The organism is Mesorhizobium sp. KR9-304 (assembly GCF_040049215.1).
GTDB lineage: Bacteria > Pseudomonadota > Alphaproteobacteria > Rhizobiales > Rhizobiaceae > Mesorhizobium_K.
In genome coordinates this window covers 1,594,663-1,608,488 of the sequence record NZ_JBDZDN010000001.1, presented here as the reverse complement: position 1 = coordinate 1,608,488, position 13,826 = coordinate 1,594,663, and the positions used below count along the sequence as shown (strand labels likewise).

Here is a 13,826-nt window from a genome sequence, read left to right as displayed (position 1 = left end):
ACCCGAGGGCCTTTCCGCCCTCAATCTTGCCGCGCAAACTAAGGAATCGACCCGCCGGTGTCGAGGGCATGACCGTTCCCTTGCGCTTCCAGGATGTCGGGAAGCGGCCTTGTGCTTCCAATCGGCCACACCCGCCGGCCTGTTTTGCGCGGCGCGCTGTCGCCGACGCGCCGCCCTAAGCCCGACCGCGCCTTACAGGATGAATCGCGACAGATCGGTGTTCTTCGCGAGATCGCCGACATGTTTCTCGACATAGGCGGCGTCGACCTCGACGGTCGTACCATTCCTGTCCGGAGCGTCGAAGGAGATTTCGTCGAGCACCCGCTCCATCACCGTCTGCAGCCTTCTCGCGCCGATGTTCTCGACATTGGCGTTGAGGTCGACGGCGATCTGCGCCAGCCTGTCGATGGCGTCGGGCGTGAAGTCGAGCGCAACGCCCTCGGTCTTCATCAGCGCGATATACTGCTTGATGAGGCTCGCCTCCGTCTCGGTCAGGATGCGGACGAAATCGTCCTTTTCCAGCGCGCGAAGCTCGACGCGGATCGGCAGGCGGCCCTGAAGCTCGGGCAGCAGGTCGGACGGCTTCGAGACGTGGAACGCGCCCGATGCGATGAACAATATGTGATCCGTCTTGATCGGCCCGTATTTGGTGGCGACCGTCGTGCCTTCGACGAGCGGCAAGAGGTCGCGCTGCACGCCCTCGCGTGAAGGCCCGCCCACGACGCCCGAGCGCGCGGCGATCTTGTCGATCTCGTCGAGGAAGACGATGCCGTCGTTCTCCGCCGATTCCAGCGCCTGGCGCACGACCTCGTCTTGGTCGAGCAGCTTGTCGGATTCGTCGTTGACGAGCAGGTCGTAGGATTCCTTGACGGTGGTCTTGCGCGTCTTGGTGCGCTTGCCGCCCATCGCCTTCTGGATCATGTCGTTGATGTTCAAGACGCCGACGCTGCCGCCGGGCATGCCCGGAATGTCGAAGCCCGGCATGCCGCCGTTGCCGGTATCGGCCACCTCGACCTCGATCTCCTTGTCGTCGAGCTCGCCGTCGCGCAGCTTCTTGCGGAAGCTATCGCGCGTCGCCGGCGAGGCTGTCTTGCCGACCAGCGCCTCGAGAACGCGCTCCTCGGCATTGACATGGGCGCGCGCCTTGACGTCCTCGCGCATCTTTTCGCGGACGAGGCCGATGGAAATCTCGACGAGATCGCGGATGATCTGCTCGACGTCGCGGCCGACATAGCCGACCTCGGTGAACTTGGTCGCCTCGACCTTGACGAAGGGCGCGCCTGCGAGCTTGGCCAGGCGGCGCGAGATCTCGGTCTTGCCGACGCCGGTCGGCCCGATCATCAGGATATTCTTCGGCATCACCTCTTCGCGCATCTGCCCTTCGAGCTGCTGGCGGCGCCAGCGGTTGCGCAAGGCGATGGCCACGGCGCGCTTGGCGTCCTTCTGGCCGATGATGAAGCGGTCGAGTTCAGAAACGGTTTCGCGGGGAGAGAAGGTGGACATTATCGGGGGGTACTCAATGAAACAGCAGGGAAGGTTGCCGCTTATGTATGGGGTTCAAGCCCTCATGCAAGGGCGCGGGCCATGCAGGGCTCACAGGCCTCCCTGCCAGGCTTTCACGGCTTCGACCGGATAGACCAGCATCAGCACGTTGAGGGTGAGGTTGTCGCGGATCAGCCAGCCGACACCGAGTTCGAACAGGATGGCGAGAACGACCGTCAGCCAGACCGGCAGGCGGGCGGCGAGGAAGAAGCCCAGCACCATCCACAGCGTATCGGAAACGGAGTTGATGATCGAATCGCCGAAATAATCGAGCGAGATCGTCGCTTCGCGATAGCGGTTGATGATGATCGGGCTGTTTTCGAGGATTTCCCATGCGGCTTCGAGCAGAATCGCCAGGGATAGCCGCGTCCACACGGTGGACCTGCGGAAGATGAGCCAGAACAGCAGGTAGAACAGGAAGCCGTGGATGACGTGGGACGGCGTGTACCAGTCGGCGAGGTGCTGGGAGTTCTCCGGACTGACGACGACGCCGTGCCAAAGTTTTACGGTGCCGCATTTACAGATCCAGATGTGACCCATCATGCGCAGGATCAGCGCCTGGGCCGCGACCAGCAGGGCGGCGACGAGCACGCCTGCCTTCCAGTCCAGTCCCCATTGCGCGCGCTCGTGAGACGTCAGTTGAGCCACTTAATTCCCCTCGCGACGTGAATGACCCGCCGACCAAAGCACACTTCGCCGCGGATTTGGGGCGGCTCGGTCATTTTTGAGGAGCGGATGCGGAATTATTCGCCGTCCTCCGCGTCGCGCGCCATCATCAGCGCCGGGCCGTAGACGGATGTGCGGGTATCGAAGGCGACGAAGCCGGCCTTCTCGTAGGCGCGAACCGCGCGCGCATTCGCTGGATCGGGGTCGATGATCACGCGCGGGCAGCCTTCCTCGAACAGCATGGCCGTGAACTGCCTGACGATCGCCGGGCCGTGACCCTTGCCGACAAGCTCGGGAGGACCGATGGAAATGTCCATGCCGAGCGTGCCGAACGGCTGGTCCTGGTAGGGGTGGCCGTCCTCCAGATGCGGATCGTAGCTCTGGACATAGGCGATGGGCCGTCCGTCGAGCTCGACGATCAGCGGCTCGGTCTCGACGCTCTCCATGGCCTCGACGATCTCGGCGAGTGACACCTCGGGGCCTTCGCCCCACCATTCAGCGACATGCGGCTCGGCCAGCCAGGCCCTGAGCATCGGCAGGTCGGCCTCGGTCACCTCACGAAAGTCGTAGGTGGGCTCGGCGCTTCTGGCGGTCATGTTGTTGAGCGGCTCCCCCTCACCCGGCCTCCGCTTCGCTCGGCCACCCTCTCCCCCTCGGGGAGAGGAGGACCGGACCGCGCCTTGCTCAGGCCGCGGCGTCCAGCGTTTCGACGACAAAATTGTTGTTGGTGTAGACGCAGATGTCGGAGGCGATCTTCATCGCCCGCCGGGCGATTTCTTCCGCGTCGATGTCGGTGTCGATCAGCGCGCGGGCGGCGGCAAGCGCATAATTGCCGCCCGAACCGATCGCCATGACGCCGTGCTCCGGTTCGAGCACATCGCCATTGCCGGTGATGGCGAGCGACACGCTTTTGTCGGCGACCAGCATCATCGCCTCGAGGTGGCGCAAATAGCGGTCGGTGCGCCAGTCCTTCGCCAGCTCGACGCAGGCGCGGGTGAGCTGCTCGGGATACTGTTCGAGCTTGGCTTCGAGGCGCTCGAGCAGGGTGAAGGCGTCGGCGGTGGCGCCGGCGAAGCCGGCGATGACGTTGCCCGTGGCGCCGATGCGGCGGACTTTTCTGGCATTGCCCTTCATGATGGTCTGGCCGAGGCTGACCTGGCCGTCGCCGGCGATCACGACTTTGCCGCCCTTGCGCACCGTCACGATGGTCGTGGCGTGCATGGTCAATTCATTCGACATTCTGCTGCTCCGATTTCGCGCGAGCCCCGGAAGGCAGCCGGCGCGGTACGAGGTGGGTTGCGGCATATGTATGCAGGGCGGATCGATTTGCAAATGGCCGAAAGTCCTCCAGAAACCAACCCCGGCATCGCAACTGGCAATCGCCCGACCATGCTGGTAGAAGGCTCACGCTTTCGAACCGCAGGACCCCGAAATGGCATCGCGCTCCGCAGAAATCAGCCGCAAGACGAAGGAGACCGAGATCTCGGTTTCGCTCGACGTGGACGGCGCCGGCAAGGCCGACATAACGACCGGCGTCGGATTCTTCGACCATATGCTCGACCAGCTCGCCAGGCATTCGCTGATCGACATGACCGTCAAGGCCAAGGGCGACCTGCATATCGACGACCACCACACGGTCGAGGATACCGGCATCGCCATCGGCCAGGCGCTGTCGAAGGCGCTCGGCGAGCGGCGCGGCATCATGCGTTACGCCTCGATCGACCTTGCCATGGACGAGACGCTGACCAGCGCCGCAATCGACGTGTCGGGCAGGCCGTTCCTGGTCTGGAACGTCGCCTTCTCCTCGCCGAAGGTCGGCAATTTCGATACCGAGCTGGTGCGCGAGTTTTTTCAGGCGCTGGCGCAGAATGCCGGCGTCACGCTGCACGTGACGAACCGCTACGGCGCCAACAACCACCATATCGCCGAGACCTGCTTCAAGGCGGTGGCGCGGGTGCTGCGGGCTGCACTCGAGCGCGACCCGCGCCAGCCGGACGCCGTGCCGTCCACCAAGGGCAGTCTGAAAGGCTGAGTCATGGCGATCTATGTTGTCATGGAGCCGCCCGCCGCCAACGCGGCAGAGGCAGCGGAGCGGGCCGTCTTCGTGCGGGACGGCGTTGCTTTTTTCGCCTTCCTGGTGCCGCCGCTCTGGCTGTTGTGGCACCGGCTTTGGATCGAAGCGGCGATTGCCTTTGCTGTGAGCGTCGGGCTGACGGCGCTGGGCGAGACGGCCGGCCTGGGCTTCACCGGTGGAGCGCTTTCCTTGCTGGTCTCGATTTTTGTCGGGCTGGAAGGGCAGGCATTGCGCATCAATGCGCTGAGGCGGCGCGGCTGGAGCGAATGGGGCGTCGTGGAAGCCAACGACCTTGGCGAAGCCGAGATCCGATATTTAGCCGGCGACGTACCGGAGGCGGCTGTGCAGTCATCGGTTCCGCACTTGAAAGGTCCCATACAGCCAAGGCTGACCGCCGGAGCGGCTTCTGGTCCGGCGCTAGGCCTGTTCGACTATCCCGGAAACCGCTGACATGCGTGTCGCCATAATCGACTACGGCTCGGGCAATCTGCGCTCGGCGACCAAGGCTTTCGAGCGCGCCGCGCGCGAGGCCGGCATCGCCGCCGATATCGACCTGACCGCGGATGCCGAGCGCGTTCGCACGGCCGACCGCATCGTGCTGCCGGGCGTCGGCGCCTATGCCGACTGTGCGGCGGGGCTCCATGCGGTTGAAGGCATGTGGGAAGCGGTCGAGGAGACGGCGATTACGCGCGCAAAGCCTTTCCTCGGCATCTGCGTGGGCATGCAGCTCATGTCCGAGCGCGGGCTTGAGAAGGTCGTGACAAAAGGCTTCGGCTGGATCAAGGGCGATGTGAAGGAGATCGCGCCGTCGGACCCGTCGCTGAAGATCCCTCAGATCGGCTGGAACACGCTGACGTTGAAGCGCCGGCATCCGCTGTTCGAGGGCATCGCGACCGGCGAACAGGGCCTGCATGCCTATTTCGTGCATTCCTATCACCTCGACGCGGCGAACGCAGAAGACGTGCTGGCGGTCGCCGACTATGGCGGGCCGGTGACGGCGGCGGTGGCCAAGGACAATCTGGCCGGCACCCAGTTCCACCCGGAAAAGAGTCAGGCCCTGGGCCTGGCGCTGATCGCCAACTTCCTGAAATGGAGGCCGTGATGAAAGAGCCTGTGAAGAGTGCTACCGGATGGCGGGCGTATTTCGCTATCGTCGAGAGCAACCGCTGATGATCCTCTTTCCGGCGATCGACCTCAAGGACGGCAAGTGCGTTCGCCTGAAACTCGGCGACATGGCGACCGCGACCGTCTACAGCGAGGACCCGGCCGCACAGGCGAAGGCCTTCGAGGACCAGGGGTTTTCCTGGCTGCATGTCGTCGACCTCAACGGAGCCTTCCAGGGCAAGAGCGTCAACAGCGCCGCGGTCGGCGCAATCCTTAAGGCAACGAGGAACCCGGTGCAGCTCGGCGGCGGCATCCGTACGCCTGCCCAGATAGAGGACTGGCTGGGGCGCGGGCTGGCGCGGGTGATCCTGGGTACGGTGGCGGTGCGCGAGCCCGAGCTGGTGAAGGAAGCGTGCCAAAAGTTTCCCGGAAAGGTCGCGGTGGGCATCGACGCGCGCGGCGGCAAGGTGGCGGTTGAGGGCTGGGCGGAGGCGTCGAGCCTCGGCGTGATCGAGCTGGCGAAGAAATTCGAGGGCGCCGGTGTGGCGGCGATCATCTACACCGACATCGACCGCGACGGCGTGCTGGCGGGCATCAACTGGGAGGCGACGATCGCGCTGGCCGACGCGGTGTCCATTCCGGTGATAGCGTCGGGGGGGCTCGCCTCGCTCGACGACGTCAGGCGCATGACCAGACCCGACGCCAGCAAGCTGGCGGGCGCAATTTCGGGACGCGCCCTATATGATGGCAGGATCGACCCGGCCGAAGCGCTGGCGATCCTGCGTGAAGCGAAGGTGTCCTGACTTGAAGCTTTCCATCATCGTGGCGCCCTATGACAGCGGCCGCCGGCACGAAGGTTTCGGCAAGGGGCCGGACGCGCTGCTGTCGGGCGGGCTGGTCGAGATGCTGACCCTCAATGGCCATGACGTGGCGGTCGAGGAGATCGGCAAGATCAAGGGGCTCGACGATCGCGAGATCGCGACCGGCTTCGCCGTCTGCAAGGCGGTTGCGGAAAAGGTCGTCGAGAGCGAGGCCGAGGGCCGCTTCCCGGTGGTGCTCGCAGGCAACTGCCTGACCACCTGCGGCGCGGTCGCCGGCGAGTCGGCCGATTCGATCATCTGGTTCGACCAGCACGGCGACATCAACACGCCCGACACCTCGCCGCATGGTTTTCTGGACGGCATGGCGCTGGCGACCGCGCTCGGGCTGTGCTGGCGGCCGATGGCGAATGCCATTCCCGGCTTCCATGCAGTCGACCCGGCACGATGCATGCTGGTCGACGCGCGCGACCTCGATCCGGACGAGAAGGATCTGCTCGACCGATTGCCTATCATCCGTTCCGAGGTGGGCGAGGCCGCCGACAAGGTGTTGGGGCTGAAGGAGGCCGGCGCGCACCGCACGCATCTGCACATCGACCTCGACGTTCACGATCCCGACGAGTTGCAGGTGAACCGTTATGCGCGGTCGGGCGGACCGAACCCGGACGCGGTGCGCGAGGCGGCAAGCTGCATGGCGCGCTCGGTGCCGATTGTCGGCCTGACGCTCTCGGCCTACGACCCGGCCTTCGACGCCAAGGGCGAGGTGCCGCCCGCCGTCGGCAGGCTGATGGTCGATTTCCTCGCCGCGCTGGAGCGGATCTGATGCTCAGCTGGGCCGATGTGAAAGAGAAGGCGGTTGTGCTAGGCTGACGCCATGAACCTGCAGCAAAAAATGCCGACCACGGCGGACGAATTCCTGCGCTGGAACGAAGGGCGCGAGGGCAAGCGGGAGTTCGTGCGCGGGAGGGTGGTCGAAATGATGATCAACGTCACCAGGAATCACTGGCGGCTGGCCAACCGGCTCGAGCGCCAGATCGCGGCGCAACTGGGCGACGAAAACTATGACGTGGGAACGACCGATCACGGCGTGAAAACTCCGGACGGGATTCGATTTCCTGATGTCATGGTGGATACGGTGGCGGTTGATGGACGAGCGCTTGCGGCCACGTCTCCGCTGCTGATCGCCGAGATCCTGTCGAAGTCGAGTATCGCCGACGATTTCGGCCCCAAGGCTCGGGACTACCAGGGCCTACCGTCGCTTCAACATTATCTGATCCTTTCGCAGGACGAAGTGCGCATGTGGGTCTGGTCGCGCGCTAACGACAAGAGCTGGAAGGAACCGGAAATCTTCGAGGCCGGTTCGGTTCCGCTCGTTATCGACGGCAGGCCCGTTTCGATCGATTTGCCTTCGCTCTATGCGGGCATCGCGTCTGTTCGTGCGGCCTCCTGAGAAGCGGCGCAATGACCCTCAAAGCCCGCGTCATCCCCTGCCTCGACGTGAAGGACGGCCGCGTCGTCAAGGGCGTCAACTTCGTCGACCTCATCGATGCCGGCGATCCGGTCGAGGCGGCTGCGGCCTATGACGCGGCCGGCGCCGACGAACTCTGCTTCCTCGACATCACCGCGTCGTCGGACAATCGCGAGACCATCTTCGACGTGGTCGCGCGGACCGCCGAGCGCTGCTTCATGCCGCTGACGGTCGGCGGTGGCGTCAGGAGCGTCGGCGACATCAGGAAACTGCTGCTCTCAGGCGCCGACAAGGTGTCGATCAATACGGCTGCGGTGAACGATCCGGATTTCGTTGCCGAAGCCGCCGACAAGTTCGGCAACCAGTGCATCGTTGTGGCGATCGATGCGAAGAAGGTGTCGGCGCCCGGCGAGCCCGTCCGCTGGGAAATCTTCACTCATGGCGGGAGGCAGGCGACCGGCATCGACGCGGTCGAATTTGCGCGAAAAGTCGTCGACCTCGGCGCCGGCGAGATCCTGCTGACCTCGATGGACCGCGATGGAACCAAGGCCGGCTACGACATCGCGCTGACCCGCGCCGTTGCCGACGCCGTGCGGGTCCCGGTGATCGCGTCGGGCGGCGTCGGCACGCTCGACCACCTGGTCGAGGGCGTGCGCGACGGCCACGCGACAGCGGTTCTTGCCGCCTCGATCTTCCACTTCGGGACCTATTCGATCGCCGAGGCGAAAGTTCATATGGCTAAGGCTGGCGTGCCGATGCGTCTGGACTCTCGTGCCGCAGCGCAATAAACGGCCTGCCATGAGGGAATTTTCCGATCAGTTCTCCTTGGCCGACCTCGAAAGAATCATCGCCGAGCGCGGCCGCTCGGGCGATTCCGGCTCATGGACGGCCAAGCTTTTTGCCGGCGGCATGGACAAGGCGGCCAAGAAGTTAGGCGAGGAAGCGGTCGAGACCGTGATCGCGGCCGTGGGCGGCGACCGGCAAGCCATCGTTTCGGAGAGCGCCGATCTTGTCTATCATTGGCTGGTCGTTCTGGCGCTCGCCGGCGTTCCCCTATCCGAGGTGATCGGCGAACTCGAGCGGCGCACGGGGCAGTCGGGTCTGGCCGAAAAGGCGTCGCGGACCAAGCCGGGCCACGGGCCGGGCTGAACGGAGGGCTGGAGTTTCGATGGACCAGCTTGTGAAGGACCAGCTTGTCGCGACGGAAAAGTATTCGCCCTACCGCTTCTATGCGGCGGAGCGCTGGGCGGAATTCGCGGCCGGCGCGTCGCTGACGCTGACGCAGGAGGAGGTAACCAGGCTCTCCTCGCTCAACGATCCGATCGACCTCGACGAAGTCAGGCGCATCTATCTGTCGATGTCGCGGCTGCTCTCCGTGCATGTCGAGGCTAGCCAGACCCTGTTCCGCGAGCGGCGCCAATTCTTTCAGGTGCCTCATGCGGTGAAGACGCCTTTCATCATCGGCATCGCCGGCTCGGTGGCGGTCGGCAAGTCGACCACGGCGCGCCTGCTCAAGGAACTGCTGCAGCGCTGGCCGTCGAGCCCCAAGGTCGATCTGGTGACGACCGACGGCTTCCTGCTGCCCAACGCGGTGCTGCGCCGGCAGAACCTGATGGAGCGCAAGGGTTTCCCTGACAGCTACGATGTCGGCGCGCTGCTGCGTTTCCTGTCTGCGATAAAGTCCGGCCAGGCCGATGTGCGTGCGCCGGTCTACTCGCATCTCACCTATGACGTGCTGCCCGGCGAATACGTGACAATCGACCGGCCGGAGATACTGATCTTCGAGGGGCTGAACGTGTTGCAGCCGCGCGAACTGCCCAAGGACGGCAAGTTCGTGCCGTTCCTGTCCGACTTCTTCGACTTCTCGATCTATATCGACGCCGAGGAGGAGTTGATCCACGAATGGTACGTGGCGCGCTTCATGCGGCTGCGGGAAACCGCCTTCCGCAACCCGGCGTCGTTCTTCCATCGCTATTCGGAACTGTCGGAGGACGCGGCGCGGGCGATCGCGGAAGGCCTGTGGAACAACATCAACCTGAAGAATTTGCGCGAGAACATCCGTCCGACGAGGCCGCGCGCCGACCTCATCCTGCGCAAGGGCGCCGATCACCGCGTCGAGCAAGTTGCGCTCAGGAAGCTGTAGAACAAGGCTGGATCGACCTGCAAACAGCGGGGTTTCCGGCTTCCGGTGCTCGTCGCGGTCCCAACGGTCGGTCCGTTTCGGTTGCCGATCCGCCGCTTGCGCTGTCGGCCTCCTGCCCGGAACCTTAAAGTTAACTTAACCGCGTAAATCTATTGTCCAGCCTGCGTCTAAAGAGGCTGCGGCGGACGATGAACGCACTTTTCCCCCATTCCGGGCTGGCATCCCCAGATACGGCGTCCCCGGATTCGCCGGCGGAGGGCGGGCCTGCGGCCGAAGCGCGTCCCGAAGTCTGCGTTGCGACCGTCGCGCTGATCGTGCCGGTGCACAACGAGGAAGCGTCGATCGCCCCGTTCCTCGAAGCGGTCTACCGCAACACCGAGGTGCTGACCGAGGGGGGCATCTCCTTCGACTTCATCTTCGTCAATGACGGCTCGACCGACGCGACGCTCGACTGCCTGCTGCTTGCGCAGCAGGACGACCCCCGCATCCGGGTCGTCGACCTGTCGCGCAATTTCGGCAAGGAAGCGGCGATGACCGCCGGCCTCGACATGTGCGATGCCGACGCCGCGATCCCGATCGACGTTGACCTCCAGGACCCGCCGAGCGTCATTCCGCAGCTGATCGAGAAGTGGCGCGAAGGCTTCGAGGTCGTGGTCGCCAGGCGTTCCGACAGGTCGAGCGACGGCTTCATGAAGCACCGCTCGGCCTCGCTGTTCTACCGCATCCACAACATGATGGCGGCCCAGAAGATCCCGCATGACGTCGGAGATTTCCGGCTGATCGACCGCCAGGTCATCGATGCGCTGCGCGCGTTGCCGGAACGCCGCCGCTTCATGAAAGGTCTTTTCGCCTGGGTAGGCTTCAACACGGCGACGGTCGAATATATCCGCGAGCCGCGGGCCGCCGGGCGCAGCAAGTTCTCCGGCTGGAAACTCTGGAACTTCGCGCTCGAAGGCATCACCAGCTTCTCCAGCGCGCCGCTCGAGATATGGACCTATGTCGGCGCGACCATCTCGTTCCTGTCGTTCCTCTACGGCCTGGTGATCGTCGCCAAGACGCTGGTCTTCGGCATCGACGTGCCTGGCTACGCCTCGCTGCTGGTCAGCATATTGTTCCTCGGCGGCATCCAGTTGCTAGGCATCGGCATCATCGGACAGTATCTCGGCCGCGTCTATTCCGAGATCAAACAGCGCCCGATCTACATCGTGCGGCGCACCTTCGGGGGCAAATGATGGAACTCGACGCCTACCGCAGCATGGCCGCCACTGAGGACGACCACTGGTGGTTCTGCGGCCGCCGCGCCATCGGAGAGGCCGTCATCCGCGGCCTCGGCCTGCCGAAGGATGCGAAGATCCTGGAGATCGGCGCAGGCACCGGCGGCAACATCGCCATGCTGGAAAGGTTCGGCGAGGTGCAGGCGATCGAGATGAGCGACCTGGCGCGCCGGATCGCCTGGGAAAAGACCGGCCGCGACTTCCTCTACGGCTATCTGCCGGACAACATCCCGGTTTCGCCGGGTACGGTCGACCTCATCTGCCTGTTCGACGTGCTCGAGCATGTCGAGGCGGACGAGGCTTCGTTGCGGTCCATGCGCCGGCTGCTGAAGTCGACCGGCAAGGTTGTGCTGACGGTTCCCGCGCATCAATGGCTGTGGAGCACGCACGATGTCGGGCTGCATCACATGCGGCGCTATTCGCGCAGCCTGCTCAGGCAGCGCATCCAGGCGGCCGGCTACAGCATCGAGAAGCTGACCTACACCAACGCGGCGCTGTTTCCGGTTGCGGTTCTCGCCCGGCTCGCCGACCGGCTGCGCCGTTCCGGCCCGGCTTCGGGCCAGGCGATGCCGCCGGCCCCTGTCAACGCGGCGATGAAGGCGGTGTTTTCGGCCGAGAGCCTGATCGTCGCCAATGCCTCGCTGCCGTTCGGCGTGTCACTGCTGGCGGTTTTCTCCAAGAACGAAGCCGAGGCGCCGCAAGACGCTCTGCTGGCAGCCTGACACACATGTGCCCGATGACGCGCCTGATCGGCGGCCTGTGGTCGCTGCGGCTGTCGCGCTTCGCCGCGATCGGCATCCTGTCGACCGTGCTCTATGCAGTACTCGCGCTGGTCTTGAACGGCCTTGGCGTCGAAGCGACAGGCGCCTCGGTCCTCGCCTTCGGGCTTGCCGCCGTCTTCTCCTATACGGGGCACAAATACGTGACCTATGTCTCAGGCGGACGCCACGCCTTCGAGCTGCCGCGGTTTCTCGCGCTGAGCGCGGCCGGGCTGGCGGTGGTGTCGATGCTGCCGGCGCTGCTGACCGGGCTGCTGGGGCTGCCCGCGGTCGTTCCCATCCTGCTTGCCTGCATCGTCGTGCCGACGGTCAACTATGTCGTGCTGGGTCGCTGGGTGTTCCGCGACGGCTGACCTGCGCGGCGTCGGGCGCGCATCCGTCGCGGGAAATCCGATAGAGGACAGCTCCGGGGACCTCGGCTTGCCGGCAGAGGAATGGATGGCTGAGCGACTGTTCCGGGGTCGAGCGGAAATAGACGACGTAGTCCCAATGTCGGGGCCAACCGTAATAATATTCCGGCGACCAGTAGCCGTTGGCGGATCCCGGTGGTTCCAGCGAGGCCGAGGCGGCCAGTTGCGCTTCGAGCAGCGGCCAGGCCTGCGGCATGTGAAAGGCGCGCATTTCAGGGCGAACGCCGACGGGCGAGGTGTTGGTGAACAGGTTCGGCACATACGCCGAACGCTCGATCACGGCGATCGCGGCGGCGTGGAAAGCAAGCAGCGGATCGGCCTCTTCGTGGCCGGCGGACAGCACCCGCGCGCCTTCGGAAACGCCGGCAAGGAGATCGCGATTGGCGCGGGCGAAACCGTCGATCCGCGCCATCTGAAAGGCGCCGTTGGCGTAGACGGCGGCAAGCAGCAGCGTCGCCGCCACGGCGACCTGCCTTGCCAGCCGGTCGTGGCCGGGCGCGACGCGGACACTGGCCGCGGCCAGGATGATCAGCACGGCCTGGTAGCGGAACTGCAGCCCCCAGATGCCGAGCACGGTGGTCGGCAGGGCGACGATCAGCGCCAAGAGGCCGCCGCAGACCCAGACCATGCGCGGTTCCATCGCCAGGACGCCGCGCCTCAGCCCAAGCCAGAACACGCAGACCAGCACGATGGTGACGAGCTTAGCCAGCGAAGGACTGAAGAAGGCGGCCCCCGACCAGAGTGAGTCGATCTTCTGCCCGAGGGCGAAATTGATGACGCCGGCCTGCGGAAGCTGTTCGGCTCCGCCCGTCGCTATGAGGACGACGAGAAGGCCGGGGACCATGGCGGCGGCGTCCTTGGTCGCCAGCTGGCGAAGGAAGTCGGCCGGCGAGCCCCGCTGGCCGGCCGCATAGGACGCGATCTCCCAGAGCAGGACCAGATAGCCGAGGAGCAGGAAGCCCAGCGCGTGGCCGAGCGCCAGCAAGACGCCGAAAGGCGCGAAGGCGAAGGTGCGGCGCCAGGACGGACCGCTTCGAATCCACAATGCGAAACCGATGAGAGCGAGGCCGGTGGACACGGCGAAGTTGACGAAGCCCCACTGCATGTTCTGGTTGAACATGGCGAGAAACCCGAGCAGCGCGACCCAGGAAACGCGGCCGTGGAGCGTCCGCGCGATCAACAGCCCGGCGATCGGCGGCAAGACGAACGCCGCCCAGATCATGAACGCGCCCGCTGCATAGATGCCGGTGGCGTAGGACAGCCACGGCACGATCATGTCCATGGCGAGATCGGGGATGATTTCGAACGAAACCGTGTAGTTTTCATGCAGGATCGGGTCGAACCACAGCCGCGCCTCGATGTGGTTGCGCGCCAGATGGTTCATGTAGTCTCCGGCCATGCCGAGCGGCCAAAAAGACACCAGCGCGCCGGCCAGCGCGGCGAGCAGCCAGGCCATGCGCCACGGCGTGACGAAGGCGCGCAGGGCCGCCGCTCCCCGATGGGCGTCCGACAGGCTGACCGAATTCATCGCTCCGAGCTCATCGCCCC

Annotated in this window: 17 protein-coding genes; 12 read left to right on the top strand and 5 right to left on the bottom strand. The window is 65.0% G+C overall.

What is annotated here, in order from left to right:
• Positions 1-192 precede the first annotated feature (192 nt).
• From hslU to hslV, 4 genes are all read right to left on the bottom strand, one after another.
• Entirely contained in the window at positions 193-1,503 is a 1,311-nt protein-coding gene (gene hslU, locus ABLE71_RS07625) for an ATP-dependent protease ATPase subunit HslU (protein ID WP_348782742.1), read from the bottom strand.
• Between the two features lie 90 nt (positions 1,504-1,593).
• On the bottom strand, positions 1,594-2,190 hold the full coding sequence (locus ABLE71_RS07620; RefSeq protein ID WP_348782741.1) for a DUF2585 domain-containing protein: 597 nt from the start codon (positions 2,188-2,190) through the stop codon (positions 1,594-1,596).
• A 95-nt stretch (positions 2,191-2,285) separates the two neighbouring features.
• Complete coding sequence (locus ABLE71_RS07615; RefSeq protein ID WP_348782740.1) at positions 2,286-2,804, bottom strand: GNAT family N-acetyltransferase; 519 nt, start codon at positions 2,802-2,804, stop codon at positions 2,286-2,288.
• A gap of 88 nt (positions 2,805-2,892) precedes the next feature.
• A complete protein-coding gene (gene hslV / locus ABLE71_RS07610; RefSeq protein ID WP_348782739.1) occupies positions 2,893-3,447 on the bottom strand; it encodes an ATP-dependent protease subunit HslV in 555 nt (184 codons plus the stop codon).
• Between the two features lie 193 nt (positions 3,448-3,640).
• Between hslV and hisB the strand changes: the two genes are divergently transcribed.
• The 12 genes from hisB (at position 3,641) to ABLE71_RS07550 (ending at position 12,221) form a co-directional block, all read left to right on the top strand.
• Positions 3,641-4,240 (top strand): imidazoleglycerol-phosphate dehydratase HisB, encoded by a 600-nt coding sequence (gene hisB, locus ABLE71_RS07605; RefSeq protein WP_348782738.1) that lies wholly within the window; start codon positions 3,641-3,643, stop codon positions 4,238-4,240.
• A gap of 3 nt (positions 4,241-4,243) precedes the next feature.
• On the top strand, positions 4,244-4,732 hold the full coding sequence (locus tag ABLE71_RS07600) for a DUF2628 domain-containing protein (protein WP_348782737.1): 489 nt from the start codon (positions 4,244-4,246) through the stop codon (positions 4,730-4,732).
• Position 4,733: 1 nt separating this feature from the next.
• Positions 4,734-5,384, top strand: coding sequence for an imidazole glycerol phosphate synthase subunit HisH (gene hisH / locus ABLE71_RS07595; protein WP_348782736.1), 651 nt, complete (start codon positions 4,734-4,736; stop codon positions 5,382-5,384).
• 67 nt (positions 5,385-5,451) lie between these two features.
• Positions 5,452-6,189: a 1-(5-phosphoribosyl)-5-[(5-phosphoribosylamino)methylideneamino]imidazole-4-carboxamide isomerase gene (hisA, locus tag ABLE71_RS07590; protein ID WP_348782735.1), complete on the top strand. Its 738-nt coding sequence runs from the start codon at positions 5,452-5,454 to the stop codon at positions 6,187-6,189.
• Position 6,190: 1 nt separating this feature from the next.
• Entirely contained in the window at positions 6,191-7,027 is an 837-nt protein-coding gene (locus ABLE71_RS07585; RefSeq protein ID WP_348782734.1) for an arginase family protein, read from the top strand.
• Between the two features lie 51 nt (positions 7,028-7,078).
• Positions 7,079-7,654: a Uma2 family endonuclease gene (locus ABLE71_RS07580; RefSeq protein WP_348782733.1), complete on the top strand. Its 576-nt coding sequence runs from the start codon at positions 7,079-7,081 to the stop codon at positions 7,652-7,654.
• Positions 7,655-7,665: 11 nt separating this feature from the next.
• Positions 7,666-8,460 (top strand): imidazole glycerol phosphate synthase subunit HisF, encoded by a 795-nt coding sequence (hisF, locus tag ABLE71_RS07575; RefSeq protein ID WP_348782732.1) that lies wholly within the window; start codon positions 7,666-7,668, stop codon positions 8,458-8,460.
• Between the two features lie 10 nt (positions 8,461-8,470).
• Entirely contained in the window at positions 8,471-8,821 is a 351-nt protein-coding gene (locus tag ABLE71_RS07570) for a phosphoribosyl-ATP diphosphatase (protein WP_348782731.1), read from the top strand.
• Between the two features lie 19 nt (positions 8,822-8,840).
• A complete protein-coding gene (gene coaA / locus ABLE71_RS07565; protein WP_348782730.1) occupies positions 8,841-9,815 on the top strand; it encodes a type I pantothenate kinase in 975 nt (324 codons plus the stop codon).
• A 188-nt stretch (positions 9,816-10,003) separates the two neighbouring features.
• The gene (locus ABLE71_RS07560; protein ID WP_348782729.1) at positions 10,004-11,047 is read left to right on the top strand and encodes a glycosyltransferase family 2 protein; all 1,044 of its coding nucleotides are present in this window, start codon (positions 10,004-10,006) and stop codon (positions 11,045-11,047) included.
• Positions 11,047-11,811: a class I SAM-dependent methyltransferase gene (locus ABLE71_RS07555; RefSeq protein WP_348782728.1), complete on the top strand. Its 765-nt coding sequence runs from the start codon at positions 11,047-11,049 to the stop codon at positions 11,809-11,811. Before ABLE71_RS07560 ends, ABLE71_RS07555 begins: the two co-directional genes overlap by 1 nt.
• Positions 11,812-11,825: 14 nt before the next feature.
• Positions 11,826-12,221, top strand: a complete 396-nt coding sequence (locus ABLE71_RS07550; RefSeq protein ID WP_348782727.1) for a GtrA family protein — start codon at positions 11,826-11,828, stop codon at positions 12,219-12,221.
• On the opposite strand, the gene ABLE71_RS07545 is transcribed toward ABLE71_RS07550, so the two are convergent.
• Complete coding sequence (locus ABLE71_RS07545; protein ID WP_348782726.1) at positions 12,178-13,806, bottom strand: hypothetical protein; 1,629 nt, start codon at positions 13,804-13,806, stop codon at positions 12,178-12,180. The two genes, ABLE71_RS07550 and ABLE71_RS07545, sit on opposite strands and share 44 nt — an antisense overlap.
• Between the last annotated feature and the right edge of the window lie 20 nt (positions 13,807-13,826).